Genomic DNA, 16,870 nt, shown 5'->3' with positions numbered 1-16,870 from the left:
GGTTACTCCGGCAGCAGGCTTTCGCCGGCAAACAGCTCAGCCACGGTTTCGCGGCGGCGCACTTCAAAAACCTGATCACCGTCTACCAGCACTTCAGCGGCACGGCCGCGGGTGTTGTAGTTGGAACTCATCACGAAGCCATAGGCACCGGCCGAATGCACGGCCAGCAGGTCACCCTCTTCCAGCGCCAGCTCACGATCCTTGGCGAGGAAATCGCCGGTTTCGCAGATCGGGCCAACCACGTCGTACTGGCGCGCGGCGCTGTCACGCGGCTTGACGGCGGTGACGTCCATCCAGGCCTGATACAGCGCCGGGCGGATCAGATCGTTCATCGCCGCGTCGACGATGGCGAAATCCTTGTGTTCGGTGTGCTTGAGGTATTCGACCTGGGTCAGCAGCACGCCGGCGTTGGCGACGATAAAGCGGCCCGGCTCGAACACCAATGCCAGATCACGGCCGCTCAGACGCTCGCGCACAGCCTTGATGTAATCGCCGGCCAGTGGCGGCTCTTCATCGCGATAACGCACGCCCAGGCCACCGCCGAGATCGATGTGGCGCAGGTGAATGCCGCAATCGCCGAGGCGGTCGACCAGGTCCAGCAGACGGTCGAGGGCGTCGAGGAACGGTGGCAAGGTGGTCAGTTGCGAGCCGATGTGGCAATCGACACCGATCACTTCCAGGTTCGGCAGGTGTGCGGCACGCACGTACACGTCTTCGGCGTCGGCAATGGCGATGCCGAACTTGTTCTCTTTGAGACCGGTGGAAATGTACGGATGGGTGCCGGCATCGACGTCCGGGTTGACGCGCAACGAGATCGGCGCGCGAACGCCCAGCTCGGCAGCCACCACTTGCAGGCGCTCCAGTTCGTCGGTGGATTCGACGTTGAAGCAGTGCACGCCGACTTCCAGCGCGCGGCGCATGTCGTCACGGGTCTTGCCGACACCGGAGAACACGATCTTGTCGGCGCTGCCGCCAGCGGCCAGTACACGTTCCAGCTCGCCACGGGAAACGATGTCGAAACCGGCGCCGAGACGGGCCAGGACATTCAGAACCCCGAGGTTGGAGTTGGCCTTGACGGCGTAGCAGACCAGGTGCGGCATGCCGGCCAGCGCGTCGGCGTAGGCCAGATACTGGGCTTCGATGTGCGCACGCGAGTAGACGTAGGTGGGCGTGCCGAAGCGGTCGGCGATGGCGGACAGCGCCACACCTTCCGCGAACAGCTCCCCGCCACGGTAGTTAAAAGCGTCCATGGCGATCCCTTATTGGTAAACGTCGTGCTTGTGTGCTTTGGACGGCTGCTTTTGCGAAGACTGGGCTTGCTCGGCCGGGTCCTGATCGTCATCCGGCAGGTACAGCGGGCCTTTTTGACCACAGGCCGAAACGAGGCAGGCAACCGCGACGAGCGCAGCAAGGGAAGAGATCAGGCGCTTCATGGCGAAATCCTTGAAAATGCGTTAATTGCGCCGGAGTATACCGGCCACCCGGCAGCTTGCCTATGCGAGGGGGTTCCCGTCCGGCGGGGCTCTGTGAATACACACAAACCCCTGTGGGAGCGGGCTTGCCCGCGAAGGCGTCGGTCCAGTCGAGAAAAATGCTGGATGTGCCGGCCCCTTCGCGAGCAAGCCCGCTCCCACAAGTGTTGTGTTGGATATGCCGGCAGGTGCTTGGTCGTTAATCTTTGCAATCGGCCGGCAGCGTCCGTATCTTGCGGCGCTTGAGCCTGATCAGACATTTTTTGAGGTTGCCACAATGAGTTTGTCCGAAGCGCGTTTCCACGATCTGGTCGATGAAACCCAGGAAAAACTGGAGGACATCTTTGACGAAAGCGACCTGGATATCGACCTGGAAAGCTCGGCCGGTGTACTGACTGTGAAGTTTGAAAACGGCACGCAGCTGATTTTCAGTCGTCAGGAGCCGTTGCGTCAGCTGTGGTTGGCGGCGGTCTCCGGCGGTTTCCACTTCGACTACGACGAAGAGAGCGAGCGCTGGATGTGCGACAAGAGCGAAGAGCAATTGGGCGAAATGCTCGAACGCATCGTCAAGCAGCAGGCCGGTGTCGAATTCGATTTCGAAGGTCTGTGATTTCGTGACTGATAGCGCACCTGTTCGTCCGCCAAAGCCGCTTTACAGCAACATCAGCCCGGCCGTGCCTTCGCCGTGCAGCGGCGTGTGCCGGCTGGATGAACAGAAGGTTTGTCTCGGCTGCTTCCGCCATGTCGAGGATATTCGCGAATGGCGCTCGGCAGACGATCAGCGCCGTCGGATCATCTGCCAGCAGGCTGCCGCACGAAAAGCCCTGACTTGACTCGACCTTGTGGTGAGGGGATTTATCCCCGATAGACTGCGCAGCAGTCTCAGAAGCTTGGGGCCGCTGCGCGACCCATCGGGGATAAATCCCCTCGCCACAGGGGTTCTTGCCAGATCAAAAGTGGGTGGCTTGTATATTTTTTGAGCTGTGATAGTGTCCGAACACGCCTCAACCCATCGAGGCCTGGTGAAAACCCCGTCTTTTTTGGCGGGGTTTTGCTTTTTTTGTGTGCAGAAGAAAGGAGTCTGCCCGGATCATGACCGCACCTTCCATCACTCTTACCCGTCTGGACGTGCAACGTCTGGAGCGCTTGATCGACAACCTGAATGAGAAAGACCAGGCTGCGCCGGGCGTGATCGCGCTGCAAACCGAACTGGACCGCGCCGATACGCTGGTCGGCCACGATGAAGTGCCCGCCGATGTCGTGACGATGAATTCCCGCGTGCACTGCCGCGAAGAAGGCAGCGGCAAGGACTATCACCTGACGCTGGTCTATCCCAAGGATGCCAACGCCGACGAGGGCAAGATCTCGATCCTCGCGCCGGTCGGCAGCGCGCTGCTGGGCCTGAAGGTCGGTCAGCACATCGACTGGCCGGCTCCGGGTGGCAAGACCCTGAAACTGATTTTGCTCGAGGTCGAATCGCAACCGATCAAGGGTGGCGATTTTCCGGAGTAACCCGCCTCAGACCTGTTCGAGCGCCTCGTTCAGGGCGCGCTCCAGGTCGGCCTTGTAGCGCAGATACAAATTGCTTGAACTCTGACCATCACCGAGCAGGCCCGAGAGGTCCAGGTCGGTGATGTAGCAGCGATAGCGCTCGGTCTCGCGGCGCTGCTCGACGATCTCCCGGGCGACCACGTGGAACAGCTGGTCGCCATATTCCAGCTCGCTGAATTCCCGTTGATTGCAATACAAGGTGACCTGCACCTCTCCCGGTGCGGCTTTGCCGACGATCGCCTGCACGTCGTAGAACGGTTTGTTGACCGGTGTCTGCGGCGCCGGTCGTGGTTCGACCCGGCGCGCCCGCCCGGGGCCGGAAGGCAATAGCTGGTAATACAAGGTGTCGAGGCCGACCGCCGGGCTGCCATCCATCGGCAACAGCGCTTCGCGTCGGTACTGGATCGATTGCAGGAAGCGCTGCAGCGGTACCAGCAGGCTCTGTTCATCGTGATACGGCAGATGCTGTTGCCACAGCGCGTTGAACTCATCCAGCACGTACAGCTCGGCCTGTTGTTCGCTGATCCGGTAGAACACCTGAATCGATTCCGGCTGACCCATCGGCAGGATCAACGCGAGGTCGTGATCCTCCAGCGCCATCGGGTCCAGGTGCAGCGGGCTGTAGCGCGGCTGTTCTTCGCCCAGATAATCGAGCAGCGCCGGCAGTGTGGCGAGTGCGACATGGTTGACCTGGCCCGGCACCAGCTCCAGCACGTGATAGTGCTGTTGCACCTGAATCAGGTAGCGGTGATTGAGCTCGCTGAGCAGCAGGGTCTGCGCGGTGTCGATGACTTCTTCCACGCGCCGGGCAATGAACTGCGCGCGGTTGTGGCAGAAGCAGCGCACCTTCAATGACGGCTGCTGCGCGCCGCGCGGCAGATTGTTGAGGTAGTCGCGCAGGCAATCGAGCAGCGCGTGGGGGCCGTCGAAACGGTTGACCAGCACTTCATTCCAGCTGTTGAGCGTGACCTGATCGAGGGTCAGCACAAGGTTTTCGCGCACCCCGGCGTAACTCAGTGAGTCGGTGCGCTCGGTGGTCATCAGGATATTCAGGTCGCGGTGATGCTTGAGCGGATCGATACCGACGTTGACCAGCATCAGCACTTCGCTCGGCACCGCAGCGCGCAGCAGTCGTTCTTCGGCAACGGTCGGCAGGGGCAGGGCGATGCACTGCTGCAGGCTGCCGAGCAGGTTGAACAGCTCGAACTCGCTCATATCGCTAGTGCCGGGGTGCAGCGCCAGTCGGGTGCTGCTGTCGATCACACCGTTGCGGTGGCACCAGGTCAGCAGTTCGAGCAACTCGCGGCTGCGCTTGATCGGCGCGAAGTGCTCCCACTCCAGCGCGTTCAGGCTACCGTTGTACAAACCCCACTGGGTTTGCCCGGGCTCTTTTTTGTTCGGCGATTGCACCAGCGTCAGGGTGTCTTCGGCCAGATCCGGGGCGATGCCGGGATTGATGAATTCGACCTTGTCGGCCTTGCGCTCGAATGCGGCGTACAAGCGACGACCGAGCACGTTCAGGTCGCGCTTGTTGATCAGGCTGACGGTCTGTTCGGTGCGGGCGAACTGGGTCAGGAAGCGGTAGCTGTAATTCAGCTCATTGACCAGGGCACGGCGTTCGGCGCTGACCTGGCGGACTTTCCACTGGCTGCGGCTGTCGAGCAAGGCCAGTTGCCGCTGATCCCAATGCCATTCGTGCGCCAGGCGCTCCAGCAGCGAACGCTGCCAGCTTTGGGTGCGGCTGTTGCCGGTGAGCTTGCGGTTGACCTTGAGGTACAGCGCGCGCCGCACCAGCTCCAGACGCTCCGGCTCGTTGCGGGCGCAGAGGTATTCCTCGATGCGTCGGTACACCACCATGTACGGATCCAGCTCATCCAGATCCAGCTGATTGGCGAACACGGCCTGCTTGTAGCGCAGGCTCAGACACTGCACTTTCGGGTGTTCGCTGGCGTAGACCTCGGTCAGCAACAGCTTTAGCACTGACTTGTAGGGCGACTCGATGCCCTTGAACAACTGCCACAGGCCGGCACCGATGAACTCGCCCGGCGGAATTGTCGCCAGATGCCCGAGATCAAGCGTCTCGTCGGCGCGAATGAAACGCTTGGACAGCAGAGTGTGGGTGTACAGGTCGTAAGCGCTTTCTTCGTAGACTGGCACCAGCCACCAGATCGGTGTGCGCCCGGCCAGCCAGATCGCGGTGCGATAAAACTCGTCCAGCAGCAGATAGTGCTGCGTGCTGCCGCAGTTTTCGGAGCTGAGCTGGGTGTCGCGTTCGCCTTTGACGAAGCGTACCGGGTCGATCAGAAAGAAGTGCGCCTCGGCGCCTTGGGTCGCGGCCCAGGCTTCGAGGAGCTGGCATTTTTTGCGCAACTCGGCGAGTTCGTTGTCGCTCAGGTCCGGTGCGTGGCAAACCCACACGTCCATGTCGCTCTGATCGGCCTGGGCCAGGGTGCCGAGGCTGCCCATCAGAAACAGTCCGTGAATCGGCCGAGGCGGGTTGCTGCCATGGCGCGGCTTGTAGGAGAACGAGCGGGTCAGGCGCTGCGCTTCGGTGAGGGCGCTGGCGTCCGGTTCATAGTTGGACAGCCCGGCTGGGGTGCTGCCGGAAACATAGCCCGGCAACAGCGGGTGATTGACGTGGAAGAACAGTGGCAGCAGGGTCAGCACGCCTTGCTGGCGGCTCGACAGACCTTCGAGCGCCCGGCCAAGGCGACCCTCATTGAGCTTGAGAAAGCGCGCGCGCAGCTGGCTGAGCACCTTGCGGTCGATGCCTTCGTCCAGGTCGGGGCGGATTTCATGGGTGCGCGTCATGTCAGCTCAAACCGGCTCGCAGGCTCGGAAGAAGAGGGTCTCGGAATGGGAGGCAGTTTAGCCTTTGCGCAGCGGGACTTTTAAGCTGAATTTGTTTTTTGACGTCAGATTTTTAGCGGTGAGCGATCAAGCGGGCCCGCGGAAATCCCGTGGCAGGAGTTCCCGTGGGCGAAGACGGGAAAAATCAGGCGGTTTCCTGTTCTCTCAGAATGGTCAGCACGGTTTGCACATTTTGCGCGGCATCACGACCCAGACTGGTCAGATACCCGCCATCGGGCTGGTCGGTGAGGTCTTTCTCGAAGAGGCGTTTGGCGGCGGCGATATGTTTCGGGGCAGCGGTCTGATGAATTTTCAAACCTTCCTGGGAACTGTCCAGGGGAAAGAGTGCGAGGACTTCCAGTTCGGCAACCAGCTCAGGGGTAAGCGACATAAGGACTCCAGACTTTCTAGGAATTGGACGACAGCGCCCCTAAGGTGAACCCGCTTTTGCGGCATGTCCAGTGCTCAGATCAGGGATTTTGTCTTGAGGCGGATTCCAGTCTAGTCGGGGCCGGAGAGTTGGCTGGATGGATGGGTGACAAATTGTGTGGGAGCGAGCTTGCTCGCGAAAGCGATGTGTCATATAGCGTTGTCTTTGCTGATGCACGGCATTCGCGAGCAGGCTCGCTCCCACAGGGGGATGTGTTTGGCCTACTGTTTTTCGGGTGGCAGCTCAGGCAATGCACGCAGCGCGGTTTCATACCACTCGGTATTGAACGCGCGGTCTTCGTCGAGCATCGCGTCGATTTCGTAGGCCAGCACGTGGGCCATCAGATTCAGGATGTCATCACGCTCGTAACCGACCAGCGTCAGCTTGTTGAAGGTTGCCTTGGCCGCTGGCGGGTTGTCGCTTTCGATCTGGTTCTCGATCGCTTCGATCAGCGTCGATTCGGTGAACTCTTCTTCATCATTGTCGATGTCAGTCGGCTCGCTCATGGCAGGCTCCTCAAGGAAAGGCGCCAGTTTACCCGCATTCAGCGGCGTGATGCTGCTGGCAGGATCGAGCCCGGCGATCTATAAACAGTGCCTGCCCACCCCGCACGGCCTGGAGGCTATGTGATGTTCAAGCTCTACGGATTCGCTGTCAGCAACTACTACAACATGGTCAAGCTGGCGCTGCTGGAAAAAGGCCTGGCGTTCGAAGAAGTCACCTTCTACCCGACGCCGACGCCTGAATCATTGGCGATCAGTCCACGCGGCAAAGTGCCGGTGCTGGGCGTCGAGGCGGGTTTCATCAACGAGACCGCGATCATCCTTGAATACCTCGAGCAGACCCAGAAAGGCACGCCGCTGCTGCCGAGCGATCCATTCGAGCGGGCGCAGGTGCTGGCGATCGCCAAGGAAATCGAGTTGTACATCGAACTGCCGGGCCGCGCCTGTTATGGCGAAGCGTTCTTCGGCTCGCCGGTGCCGGAGGCGATCAAGGAGAAAACCAAAGCCGAGCTGCTGCTGGGTTTCGCGGCACTGGGCCGCCACGGCAAATTCGCCCCGTACGTGGCGGGCGACAGTTTGAGCATCGCGGATTTGTATTTCCTGTACAGCGTGCCGCTGGCGTGTGCGGTCGGGCAGAAACTGTTCGGGATCGATTTGCTGGCAGAGATGCCGAAAGCCAAGGCGCTGCTGGAGCGGCTTGAGCAGAATCCGCATGTGCAGAAGATTGCAGCGGACAAAGAGGCGGCGATGCCGGCGTTTTTGGCGATGATCGCTGCCAAGAAGTGAATTTTATAGCGCTCTGAAGGGAAGCCTTCCCGAGCAGGCTCGCTCCCACAGGGGATTTTTGTCGGCCACAAATTTTGTATTTAACAAAAATCCAAATGTGGGAGCGAGCCTGCTCGCGAAGCTTTTGACCTTAGCGGCTGGCGATGAGGGCCTGACCGCGAACCACCGCTGCCTTGACCTGCGCCGGCGCCGTCCCGCCGATATGGTCACGGGCATTCACCGAGCCTTCCAGGGTCAGCACGGCGAACACGTCCTGCTCGATCTGGTCGCTGAACTTACGCAGTTCTTCCAGGCTCATCTCGGCCAGATCCTTGCCGGTATCCACGCCGTACTTCACCGCGTGACCGACGATTTCGTGGCAGTCACGGAACGGCAGGCCACGGCGTACCAGGTAGTCCGCCAGGTCGGTCGCGGTGGAGAAACCACGCAGCGCCGCTTCACGCATGATCGCGTGTTTCGGTTTGATCGCCGGGATCATGTCGGCAAACGCCCGCAGCGAATCGCGCAGGGTGTCGGCGGCGTCGAACAGCGGCTCTTTGTCTTCCTGATTGTCCTTGTTGTAGGCCAGTGGCTGGCCCTTCATCAGGGTCAGCAGGCCCATCAGTGCGCCGAACACGCGGCCGGTCTTGCCGCGAACCAGTTCCGGCACGTCCGGGTTTTTCTTTTGCGGCATGATCGAGCTGCCGGTGCAGAAGCGATCAGGCAGATCGATGAACTGGAACTGCGCGCTGGTCCACAGCACCAGCTCTTCGGAAAAACGCGACAGGTGCATCATCGCGATGCTGGCGGCCGAGCAGAATTCGATGGCGAAGTCGCGATCGGAAACGTTGTCCAGCGAGTTGCCGCCGACGGCGTCGAAGCCCAGCAGTTGCGCGGTGTATTCGCGATCGATCGGGTAGGTGGTGCCGGCCAGCGCGGCGCTGCCCAGCGGCATGCGGTTGGTGCGCTTGCGGCAGTCGACCAGACGCTCGTAGTCGCGGCTGAGCATTTCGAACCACGCCAGCATATGGTGGCCGAAGGTCACTGGCTGAGCAGTTTGCAGGTGAGTGAAGCCGGGCATGATGCTCGCCGCTTCACGCTCGGCTTGCTCCAGCAGGCCTTTTTGCAGGCGGGTGATTTCGGCCAGGATCAGGTCGATCTCGTCACGCAGCCACAGACGGATGTCGGTGGCGACCTGATCGTTGCGGCTGCGCCCGGTGTGCAGTTTCTTGCCGGTGATACCGATGCGGTCGGTCAGGCGCGCTTCGATGTTCATGTGCACGTCTTCGAGGTCGACGCGCCAGTCGAACTGGCCGGCTTCGATTTCGCCCTGAATGGTCTTCAGGCCGTCGATGATGCTGTCGCGCTCGGCATCGGTCAGCACGCCGACCTTGGCCAGCATGGTGGCGTGGGCGATCGAGCCCATGATGTCGTGGCGATACAGGCGCTGGTCGAAGGTGACGGAGGCGGTGAAGCGGGCGACGAAGGCGTCGACGGGTTCACTGAAGCGGCCGCCCCAGGACTGATTGGTCTTGTCAGTGCTCATGAATTCGCTCGTATCGGCTTGAAGAAAGAAGGCGTGAAACGCTGGCGCGGATAATAACAGGGTTGCCAATCCTGTCGCTGACACCGGTCGATACGTTTTTTTCTCATCTGCTCATTCATAGTCGGCGCCGTCTGCGGGGGATTTGCGCAAGGATATTTTTCGATTGAGCAATATCGGCCCGGCAAGCGTCTACAGTTGGACATAAGGGTCGGCGCGACTGCGGATCGCACAAAGGTCCGGACGCCGACTATAAGAAGAGGGGGTGGGTGGTTTTGTCCTTTGGCATACCCCGTGAAAAACGCAGGAAACAGCGGGCTTTGAGCAGTACGACCCGGACACTGGCAAATATTGCTGGCCGACGTACGGCACTTTTTGGCGCTCGGGCTAGTCTTAGCGTGGATCGCGGTGACGGACGTCACTTCACCTGTCTACGCTATCCTTGTGCGAGACTCACGCAGGAATCCAGCGCAATATGAATGTCCTGATCGTTGATGACGAACCACTGGCTCGCGAGCGCCTAAGCCGAATGGTAAGCGAGCTCGAGGGTTATACAGTCCTGGAGCCCAGCGCCACGAATGGCGAAGAGGCGTTGGCGCTGATCGACAGCCACAAGCCGGATATCGTGCTGCTCGATATCCGCATGCCGGGCCTTGATGGCCTGCAAGTCGCTGCCCGTCTGTGCGAACGCGAAACGCCGCCGGCCGTGGTGTTTTGCACCGGCCCCGATGAATTTGCCGTGGAAGCCCTGCAGGCCAGCGCCGTGGGCTATGTGGTGAAACCCGTGCGAACCGAACATCTGCATGACGCCCTGAAACGGGCTGAACGTCCCAACCGGGCGCAACTCTCGGCCCTGACCCGTCCCGCCGCCGAAAGCGGTAATGGCCCGCGCAGTCACATCAGCGCCCGCACCCGCAAAGGCATCGAGCTGATCCCGCTGGATCAGGTGGTCTATTTCATTGCCGATCACAAATACGTGACCCTGCGCCATGAAAGCGGCGAGGTGCTGCTGGATGAGCCGCTGAAAGCCCTCGAAGACGAATTCGGCGAGCGTTTTGTGCGTATCCACCGCAACGCGTTGGTCGCCCGTGACCGCATCGAACGTCTGCAACGCACGCCGTTGGGGCATTTCCAGCTGTTCCTCAAAGGCCTTAATGGTGATGCGCTGATCGTCAGCCGTCGGCATGTGGCCGGTGTGCGCAAGATGATGCAGGGCCTCTGACCCGGCCTTCGCGCGCGGTTGCACTTTCTTCTACCGGGCATTGCAGGCCAGGGAGGCCACGCCGTTTCTGATTCAAGTCAAAGTGGATTTGGCTGAGCTGTTATTATCCGCCGTATCTATTCAGTACGGATTGATCCATGTCCTCTCGCGAAATCCGCATCGCCACCCGTAAAAGTGCGCTGGCCCTTTGGCAGGCCGAATATGTCAAAGCCCGTCTGGAAGCGGCCCATCCGGGTCTGCTGGTGACGCTGGTGCCCATGGTCAGTCGCGGCGACAAGCTGCTCGACTCGCCGCTGTCGAAAATCGGCGGCAAGGGCCTGTTCGTCAAGGAGCTGGAAACCGCGCTGCTGGAAAACGAAGCCGACATCGCCGTGCATTCGATGAAAGACGTGCCGATGGACTTCCCCGAAGGCCTTGGCCTGTTCTGTATCTGCGAACGCGAAGACCCGCGCGATGCTTTCGTTTCCAATACCTACGCCAGCCTCGATGCGCTGCCTGCCGGCGCCATCGTTGGCACCTCCAGCCTGCGGCGTCAGGCGCAACTGCTGACCCGTCGTCCTGATCTGGAAATCCGCTTCCTGCGCGGTAACGTCAATACCCGTCTGGCCAAGCTCGATGCCGGCGAGTACGACGCGATCATTCTCGCGGCGGCCGGTCTGATCCGTCTCGGTTTCGAAGACCGTATCACCTCGGCCATCAGTGTCGATGACAGTCTGCCGGCCGGTGGCCAGGGCGCCGTCGGCATAGAATGCCGCAGCGCCGACACGCAAATCCACGCCTTGCTCGCACCGTTGCATCACGCCGACACCGCTTCGCGCGTGACCGCTGAACGTGCCCTCAACAAACACCTGAATGGCGGCTGCCAGGTGCCGATCGCCTGCTACGCCGTGCTCGAAGGTGAGCAGTTGTGGTTGCGTGGGCTGGTGGGCGAACCGAGCGGTGGCAAGCTGCTCAGCGCCGAAGCGCGTGCGCCGCGTGCCAATGCCGAAGCGTTGGGCGTGCAGGTCGCTGAAGCGTTGCTCAGTCAGGGTGCCGACGACATTCTCAAAGCGGTGTATGGCGAGGCAGGTCACGAGTGACTGGCTGGCGCCTGCTGCTGACGCGCCCTGCGGATGACTGTGCGGCGCTGGCCGCGGTGTTGGCCGGGCAGGGGATTTCCAGCAGTTGCCTGCCGCTTCTGGACATCGTGCCGCTGCCGGTTTCTGACAAGATACGTCAGGCGCTGGCGCGGCTTTCGGGTTGCAGCGCGGTCATCGTGGTCAGCAAGCCGGCGGCGCGGATTGCGCTTGATCTGCTGGACGCTTATGGACCTGAGTCATTGTCGATGCCGTGGTTCAGCGTCGGTGCGGCGACCGCGCAGATTCTTCGCGATCACGGTCTCGATGTGCACTGTCCCGCCGACGGCGATGACAGTGAAGCCCTGCTGCAATTGTCGCGTCTGCGCGAGGCGGTCACCGAGCCCGGCGCGCAGGTGCTGATCCTGCGTGGCGAGGGTGGCCGCGAGCTGCTCGCCGAGCGCCTGCGCGCGCTTGGTGCTAGTGTCGAGTATCTGGAGTTGTATCGGCGTGACCTGCCGGCCTACCCGCCGCAAGAGCTGCCGCGGCGGATTGCAGCGGAACGCTTGAACGGGCTGGTGGTCAGCAGTGGACAGGGTTTCGAGCACTTGCGCCAGATGGCCGGCGATGCCTGGCCTTCAATTGCGCAGTTGCCGTTGTTTGTGCCAAGCCCAAGGGTCGCCGAGCTGGCACGTGCCGCCGGGGCCCGAACAGTTGTGGATTGCCGCGGCGCGAGTGCCGCGGCTTTGCTGACGGCGTTACGGGAGCATCCCGTGCCCGTTCTCTAATGCAAAGGATGGATACGTGAGCGAAACAGCCTTGCCTAAAGATGATGTCCAGCCTGTGATCGATGCCCAGGTTGAAACTCCACCGCCGGCCAAAGAGCCGCGCCGAGGCAACGGACTGGCCATTGTCGCCCTGTTGCTCGGCGCTGCCGGCGTGGCGATCGGTGGCTGGGGTGTCTGGCAGGTGCGTCACCTGCAGAGCAACACCGCACAACAGTCAGGCCAGGTGCAGGCACTGAACGATCAGGCACAGAGCCTCAAGCTCAACGAACAGCGCCTGACCGAGCGCCTCGCGCAACTGCCCGGTGCCGATGAACTCGCCGAGCGCCAGCGTCTGGTGACGCAACTGCAGGGTGATCAGCAGCGCCTCAACCAGCGTCTGGAAACCGTTCTCGGCGCCAGCTGCAAGGACTGGCGTCTGGCCGAGGCCGAGCATCTGCTGCGTCTGGCCAGCCTGCGTCTGTCGGCCTTGCAGGACATCAGCAGCGCCCAGGCGCTGGTGCAGGGTGCCGACGAAATCCTCCGTGAACAGAACGATCCCGGCTCGTTCGCCGCCCGCGAGCAAGTGGCCAAGACCCTCGTCGCCCTGCGCAGCACCGAGCAGCCGGATCGCACCGGGCTGTTCCTGCGCATCGGGGCCTTGCGCGATCAGGTCATTGAACTGACCGAGCTGGCGCCTGAGTACAAGGATCGCGGCGAATCGCTGCTGGGCCTGACCGCTGACGGCGATGGCGCTAGTCGCTGGGCGCAGTGGTGGGATCAGGTGTCGCGTTACATCCGCATCGATTTCAATGCCGACAAGAATGTGAAGCCGCTGCTGGCCGGGCAAAGTCTGAGCCAGGTGCGCCTTGCCCTGAGTCTCGCGCTGGAGCAAGCGCAATGGGCGGCGCTCAATGGCCAGGCACCGGTCTACACCCAGGCACTGACCGAAGCGCGGGATGTGCTCACGGGCAATTTCAACCCGGACAATCCGCAGAGCAAAATCATGCTTGAACAGGTTGCCGAGCTGAGCAAGCAACCGGTCACGGTCAAGACGCCGGACCTGACCGGCACGCTGAGTGCGGTGCAGGCGTATCTGGAGCGCCGTAACGTCAACGCTGAAGAATCGGTCAAACCGTTCGCCAAACCTGCCGCCAATACCGCGCAGGAGACCACGCCATGAAACGCCTGTATGTGATCGTGTTTCTGGTGATCGCGGCGACGGCGGCACTGGGCCTGGCGATTGCCGAGCACTCCGGGTACGTGTTGATTGCCTACAAGAGCTTCCGCTACGAGGCCAGTCTGTGGGCCACGCTGGGCCTGATCGCGGTGTTGTGGCTGCTGATCTGGGGGATCAAGGCCTTGGTCGAGCTGGTCATGGCCTCCAGTGGCGTGGTCAATCCGTGGTCGCGCCGCAACCGCAGCCGGCGGGTGCAGGTGGCCATCGAACACGGGCAACTGGATCTGGCCGAAGGTCGCTGGGCCAGCGCGCAACGTCATCTGTCTCGCGCCGCCGAGGCCGAGCGCCAGCCGCTGTTGTATTACCTCGGCGCGGCACGCGCGGCCAACGAACAAGGCAAGTACGAAGAGTGTGATCACCTGCTTGAACGTGCGCTGGAGCGCCAGCCGCAGGCCGAATTGGCGATTGCCTTGAGTCATGCGCAGTTGCAGACCGATCGTGGTGATACCGACGGCGCCTTGGTGACCCTGCAGGCGATGCACGAGCGACATCCGCATAACGTGCAGACCTTGCGACAGTTGCAGCGTCTGCATCAGCAGCGCGGCGACTGGTCGGCGGTGATTCGCCTGTTGCCGGAACTGCGCAAGGACAAGGTGCTGCCGCCGGCCGAACTGGCTGAACTGGAACGTCGTGCCTGGGGCAACAACCTGTCTCTGGCAGCGCATCGGGACGAGGACGGCAAGGTCGGTCTGCAGTCACTCACCCGTGCCTGGGAGCAGTTGACCTCCGCGCAGCGTCAGGAGCCGGCGCTGGTGCTGGCATACGCCGAGCAATTGCGTCAGTTGGGTGCTCAGGTCGAAGCTGAAGAAATCCTGCGCAGTGCCCTCAAGCGCAAGTACGACAGCCATCTCGCGCGTCTGTATGGCCTGGTGCGCGGCAGCGATCCGGCGCGCCAGTTGCAGACCGCCGAAGGTTGGCTCAAGGAACATCCTGCTGACCCGAGCCTGTTGCTGACCCTTGGTCGTCTCTGTCTGCAAGCCAGCTTGTGGGGCAAGGCACGGGATTACCTGGAAAGCAGTCTGCGAGTGCAGCGTAACCCTGAAGCCTGCGCCGAGCTCGCACGTCTGCTTGCGCAACTGGGGGACACCGAGCGCAGTAACCAGCTGTTCCAGGAAGGTCTCGGATTGCTGGATGAGCGTCTGCTGGCCGCGCCGTTGCCGGTGCCGGTTCACGCCTGATAACGCGAGGGAGCATGCTCCCTCGTTAACGTTCAGTGAGCGAAAAATTACCTGTGGCGGGCGTCTTGGGCAAAGTCCTACAACGGACTACACCTATTCCTCTCGCACCTGTCGGGTTTTCCCTACACTTCTGGTGAACTGTCGCCAAGGCCCCGCCTTGAAAGGCTGACAAGCTTACCTCTACCGTAACTGCCTGTCTCCACTGTTACGGAAAAGCCATGTCGTTGGCCTGTTCACGCTCCTTGTTTTTCACGGCTTTCACTGCAGGGGCCATGGCCCTGGGAGCTTCCTATTATCTCGAGTATGCGGTCGGGCTGACGCCCTGCAGCCTGTGCCTGGCGCAACGGTTTTTCATGGCGTTGCTGACGTTCTGTTGCGGGTTGGCGGCGGTCCACGGCCCACGGCGTGTCGGCCTGTCGCTGTACTGGGTCGCCGCGCTTGGCCTGAGCCTGGGCGGGACGACGGCGGCCTGGCGACAGGTGTTGTTGCAGAGTGACCCGTTGATGCAGATGACGAGGTGCGCGCCTGATGCCGAAGCGTTGTTCAGCAACCTGCCGTGGTTGTGTGCAACGTTGCGGATGCTTAGGGGCGGTGTAGATTGCGCAGAAATTTCCTGGACGCTGTTCGATTTGAGCATCCCGGAATGGAGCCTGCTGTTCTTTGTGGCGATGTCGATCCTGGCGGTCTATCAATTGCTGCGGCTGGTCTGGAGCGCTCTGCAGCGACCGCTCAGCGGCGAAGCGTCGCACCGCACGCTGGTCAGGGATTAAACACTTGTATGAACTTTATCTCCTGCGTACCTTGAAGCCATAGGCGTGCGGGCATAATCTGGCCCGCACGTGTCATTGGATTTATGTTGCTCGATGACGCTCTGCCCGGTCGGCCCCCAAGCGATAACAGCCAGAAGAGGGGCGCGGGTGTAGAGCAGCATGACCCACAAGGGAAGAGAGATCGCCATGCTCGAAAGTTGTCAGAATGCTCAGGAACGCTGGGGTGGAGTTCATCTGCTGATCGACCGCTGGTTGCAAGAGCGTGAAGAACTGATCGGTGCCTACGACAAGTTGGGCGACAAACCCCAGGCTCTGTCCGAGAACCGTAAACCCTTGCTGGAGTTCTGCGGCGTGCTGGTCGATTACGTTTCGGCCGGGCACTTCGAGATCTACGAACAGCTGACCGGTGAAGCCAAGGCCTTCAACGACAAGCGCGGCCTCGAACTCGCCGAAACCCTCTATCCGCGCATCGACGTCATCACCGAAAAACTCCTCGCGTTCAACGACCTTTGCGATGAAGGCAAATGCGTCGCCGAGAAGTTCAAGGAACTGGGCGGCCTGCTGCACGAGCGCTTCGAGCTGGAAGATTGTCTGATTGAAGTGCTGCACACGGCACACAAGCAGGAAGATCCGGTCCAGGCCTGACAGGTTTCTCGCAGGCATAAAAAAACGCGGTGCGCCGAAAGCGCACCGCGTTTTTTCATGCCTGCACGTCGGCTGCGCTCAGCTCGTTGCACCGCGCAATTCGACTTCAAACACCAGCGGTGTGAACGGCGCGATCAGATCGCCCGCACCGTCGGCGCCATAGGCCTGATCCGATGGAATCACCAGTCGCCACTTGGCACCCACCGGCATGTTCTGCAGCGCGGAACGCCAGCCGGCTATCACGCTGTCGAGGCTGAACCATTGTGGCTGAGTGTTCTGATCGAACACCGTGCCATCCGGCAGGCGTCCGACATACAACACCTGGACTTTTCCATCCGGACCGGCCTTGGCACCGGTGCCCGGCGTCAGTTCGGTCAGCAGGATGCCGTCGGCCAATTCCTTCACACCCGGTTTGGCTTTTTCGGCGGTGAGAAAACGCTGCTCGTTTTCCATCGCAGCATCACTGGAAGGCAGCGACGCGTGTTCGGCGTTTTGCGATTCGTGATCGGCCAGGATCTGCTCGATCCGCGCTTCGCTCAGGGCCAGCGGCTTGCCTTGATAGGCCTGCTGCAAACCGTCGACCAATGCCTGAATCTGCAATTGCGGCACCTCTTGGCGCAAGCGTTCACCGAGGCTGGCGCCGAGGCTGTAGGCCAGATCGTGAGCATCGTTCGCGGTGGTTTTTTCGTCGGCGTGGGCGGCGGAAAAAATCATGCAGAGGGATAAAAAAAGGTAGCGCGACATGGGCACTCTCCGTCCTGAGATGCGGGCGATTATGCCAGCGCGAAGGTCTGCAACGGTGAACTGCTTTTGTGCAGAACATTTTCGCTTCGTTGCAACGCAACGGTTTCGTTACTGTCAAGATGACCTAGCGGCGGTAAC

18 protein-coding genes are annotated in these 16,870 nt (G+C 61.3%); 11 read left to right on the top strand and 7 right to left on the bottom strand.

The features are described 5' to 3' along the window. Positions 1-2 precede the first annotated feature (2 nt). Together lysA and lptM are read right to left on the bottom strand one after the other, a co-directional pair. Complete coding sequence (gene lysA, locus HDC30_RS11435; protein WP_183783013.1) at positions 3-1,250, bottom strand: diaminopimelate decarboxylase; 1,248 nt, start codon at positions 1,248-1,250, stop codon at positions 3-5. Positions 1,251-1,259: 9 nt separating this feature from the next. Beyond that, the gene (lptM, locus tag HDC30_RS11430; RefSeq protein WP_007911098.1) at positions 1,260-1,433 is read right to left on the bottom strand and encodes an LPS translocon maturation chaperone LptM; all 174 of its coding nucleotides are present in this window, start codon (positions 1,431-1,433) and stop codon (positions 1,260-1,262) included. Between the two features lie 316 nt (positions 1,434-1,749). On the opposite strand from lptM, the gene cyaY reads away from it, so the two are divergent. The 3 genes from cyaY to rnk all read left to right on the top strand — a co-directional run bounded on the left by cyaY (position 1,750) and on the right by rnk (position 2,984). Further along, complete coding sequence (cyaY, locus tag HDC30_RS11425) at positions 1,750-2,082, top strand: iron donor protein CyaY (protein ID WP_003229398.1); 333 nt, start codon at positions 1,750-1,752, stop codon at positions 2,080-2,082. Positions 2,083-2,086: 4 nt separating this feature from the next. After that, positions 2,087-2,305 carry a DUF1289 domain-containing protein gene (locus HDC30_RS11420; RefSeq protein WP_081730175.1) on the top strand — a complete coding sequence of 73 codons (219 nt, stop codon included), beginning with the start codon at positions 2,087-2,089 and terminating at the stop codon, positions 2,303-2,305. A 259-nt stretch (positions 2,306-2,564) separates the two neighbouring features. Then, positions 2,565-2,984, top strand: coding sequence for a nucleoside diphosphate kinase regulator (gene rnk / locus HDC30_RS11415; protein WP_115988639.1), 420 nt, complete (start codon positions 2,565-2,567; stop codon positions 2,982-2,984). 6 nt (positions 2,985-2,990) lie between these two features. Here the strand turns inward: rnk and HDC30_RS11410 are convergent, their stop codons facing one another. The 3 genes from HDC30_RS11410 to HDC30_RS11400 form a co-directional block, all read right to left on the bottom strand. Then, positions 2,991-5,834 (bottom strand): class I adenylate cyclase, encoded by a 2,844-nt coding sequence (locus HDC30_RS11410; protein ID WP_183783011.1) that lies wholly within the window; start codon positions 5,832-5,834, stop codon positions 2,991-2,993. 184 nt (positions 5,835-6,018) lie between these two features. After that, positions 6,019-6,264 carry a TIGR02647 family protein gene (locus tag HDC30_RS11405; RefSeq protein WP_027610446.1) on the bottom strand — a complete coding sequence of 82 codons (246 nt, stop codon included), beginning with the start codon at positions 6,262-6,264 and terminating at the stop codon, positions 6,019-6,021. A gap of 260 nt (positions 6,265-6,524) precedes the next feature. Continuing rightward, positions 6,525-6,809 carry a hypothetical protein gene (locus tag HDC30_RS11400; RefSeq protein ID WP_027610447.1) on the bottom strand — a complete coding sequence of 95 codons (285 nt, stop codon included), beginning with the start codon at positions 6,807-6,809 and terminating at the stop codon, positions 6,525-6,527. A gap of 123 nt (positions 6,810-6,932) precedes the next feature. Here HDC30_RS11400 and HDC30_RS11395 point away from each other — a divergent pair, with 123 nt between their 5' ends. Further along, on the top strand, positions 6,933-7,592 hold the full coding sequence (locus HDC30_RS11395; RefSeq protein WP_097089524.1) for a glutathione S-transferase family protein: 660 nt from the start codon (positions 6,933-6,935) through the stop codon (positions 7,590-7,592). Between the two features lie 130 nt (positions 7,593-7,722). On the opposite strand, the gene argH is transcribed toward HDC30_RS11395, so the two are convergent. Then, a complete protein-coding gene (gene argH / locus HDC30_RS11390) occupies positions 7,723-9,117 on the bottom strand; it encodes an argininosuccinate lyase (protein WP_183783009.1) in 1,395 nt (464 codons plus the stop codon). 472 nt (positions 9,118-9,589) lie between these two features. Between argH and HDC30_RS11385 the strand changes: the two genes are divergently transcribed. The 7 genes from HDC30_RS11385 (at position 9,590) to rsd (ending at position 15,988) form a co-directional block, all read left to right on the top strand. Further along, positions 9,590-10,336, top strand: coding sequence for a LytTR family DNA-binding domain-containing protein (locus HDC30_RS11385; RefSeq protein WP_003229385.1), 747 nt, complete (start codon positions 9,590-9,592; stop codon positions 10,334-10,336). 137 nt (positions 10,337-10,473) lie between these two features. After that, entirely contained in the window at positions 10,474-11,415 is a 942-nt protein-coding gene (gene hemC / locus HDC30_RS11380) for a hydroxymethylbilane synthase (protein WP_135296820.1), read from the top strand. After that, a complete protein-coding gene (locus tag HDC30_RS11375; protein WP_183783007.1) occupies positions 11,412-12,179 on the top strand; it encodes a uroporphyrinogen-III synthase in 768 nt (255 codons plus the stop codon). The genes hemC and HDC30_RS11375 overlap by 4 nt, the downstream gene beginning before the upstream one ends. Positions 12,180-12,195: 16 nt before the next feature. Beyond that, complete coding sequence (locus tag HDC30_RS11370) at positions 12,196-13,338, top strand: uroporphyrinogen-III C-methyltransferase (RefSeq protein WP_183783006.1); 1,143 nt, start codon at positions 12,196-12,198, stop codon at positions 13,336-13,338. Continuing rightward, the gene (locus HDC30_RS11365) at positions 13,335-14,573 is read left to right on the top strand and encodes a heme biosynthesis protein HemY (RefSeq protein WP_027610453.1); all 1,239 of its coding nucleotides are present in this window, start codon (positions 13,335-13,337) and stop codon (positions 14,571-14,573) included. Before HDC30_RS11370 ends, HDC30_RS11365 begins: the two co-directional genes overlap by 4 nt. A 218-nt stretch (positions 14,574-14,791) precedes the next feature. Beyond that, positions 14,792-15,343: a disulfide bond formation protein B gene (locus HDC30_RS11360; RefSeq protein ID WP_095137655.1), complete on the top strand. Its 552-nt coding sequence runs from the start codon at positions 14,792-14,794 to the stop codon at positions 15,341-15,343. A gap of 186 nt (positions 15,344-15,529) precedes the next feature. Continuing rightward, positions 15,530-15,988, top strand: a complete 459-nt coding sequence (gene rsd, locus HDC30_RS11355) for a sigma D regulator (RefSeq protein ID WP_183783004.1) — start codon at positions 15,530-15,532, stop codon at positions 15,986-15,988. Between the two features lie 78 nt (positions 15,989-16,066). Here the strand turns inward: rsd and HDC30_RS11350 are convergent, their stop codons facing one another. Continuing rightward, complete coding sequence (locus HDC30_RS11350; protein ID WP_096796111.1) at positions 16,067-16,732, bottom strand: FKBP-type peptidyl-prolyl cis-trans isomerase; 666 nt, start codon at positions 16,730-16,732, stop codon at positions 16,067-16,069. Between the last annotated feature and the right edge of the window lie 138 nt (positions 16,733-16,870).

Origin of the sequence: Pseudomonas sp. JAI115 (assembly GCF_014200835.1) — a bacterium.
Taxonomy (GTDB): Bacteria; Pseudomonadota; Gammaproteobacteria; order Pseudomonadales; family Pseudomonadaceae; genus Aquipseudomonas; species Aquipseudomonas putida_A.
The sequence above is the reverse complement of the archived record's forward strand: the minus strand, read 5'-3'. Positions and strand labels throughout refer to the sequence as shown.

Coding starts and splice junctions, on each gene's coding strand:
- HDC30_RS11385 (WP_003229385.1), top strand. CDS start 9,590: ATGAATGTCCTGATCGTTGATGACGAACCACTGGCTCGCGAGCGCCTA.
- argH (WP_183783009.1), bottom strand. CDS start 9,117: ATGAGCACTGACAAGACCAATCAGTCCTGGGGCGGCCGCTTCAGTGAA.
- lptM (WP_007911098.1), bottom strand. CDS start 1,433: ATGAAGCGCCTGATCTCTTCCCTTGCTGCGCTCGTCGCGGTTGCCTGC.
- rnk (WP_115988639.1), top strand. CDS start 2,565: ATGACCGCACCTTCCATCACTCTTACCCGTCTGGACGTGCAACGTCTG.
- HDC30_RS11365 (WP_027610453.1), top strand. CDS start 13,335: ATGAAACGCCTGTATGTGATCGTGTTTCTGGTGATCGCGGCGACGGCG.
- HDC30_RS11350 (WP_096796111.1), bottom strand. CDS start 16,732: ATGTCGCGCTACCTTTTTTTATCCCTCTGCATGATTTTTTCCGCCGCC.
- rsd (WP_183783004.1), top strand. CDS start 15,530: ATGCTCGAAAGTTGTCAGAATGCTCAGGAACGCTGGGGTGGAGTTCAT.
- HDC30_RS11360 (WP_095137655.1), top strand. CDS start 14,792: ATGTCGTTGGCCTGTTCACGCTCCTTGTTTTTCACGGCTTTCACTGCA.
- HDC30_RS11410 (WP_183783011.1), bottom strand. CDS start 5,834: ATGACGCGCACCCATGAAATCCGCCCCGACCTGGACGAAGGCATCGAC.
- hemC (WP_135296820.1), top strand. CDS start 10,474: ATGTCCTCTCGCGAAATCCGCATCGCCACCCGTAAAAGTGCGCTGGCC.
- HDC30_RS11395 (WP_097089524.1), top strand. CDS start 6,933: ATGTTCAAGCTCTACGGATTCGCTGTCAGCAACTACTACAACATGGTC.
- HDC30_RS11405 (WP_027610446.1), bottom strand. CDS start 6,264: ATGTCGCTTACCCCTGAGCTGGTTGCCGAACTGGAAGTCCTCGCACTC.
- HDC30_RS11400 (WP_027610447.1), bottom strand. CDS start 6,809: ATGAGCGAGCCGACTGACATCGACAATGATGAAGAAGAGTTCACCGAA.
- cyaY (WP_003229398.1), top strand. CDS start 1,750: ATGAGTTTGTCCGAAGCGCGTTTCCACGATCTGGTCGATGAAACCCAG.
- lysA (WP_183783013.1), bottom strand. CDS start 1,250: ATGGACGCTTTTAACTACCGTGGCGGGGAGCTGTTCGCGGAAGGTGTG.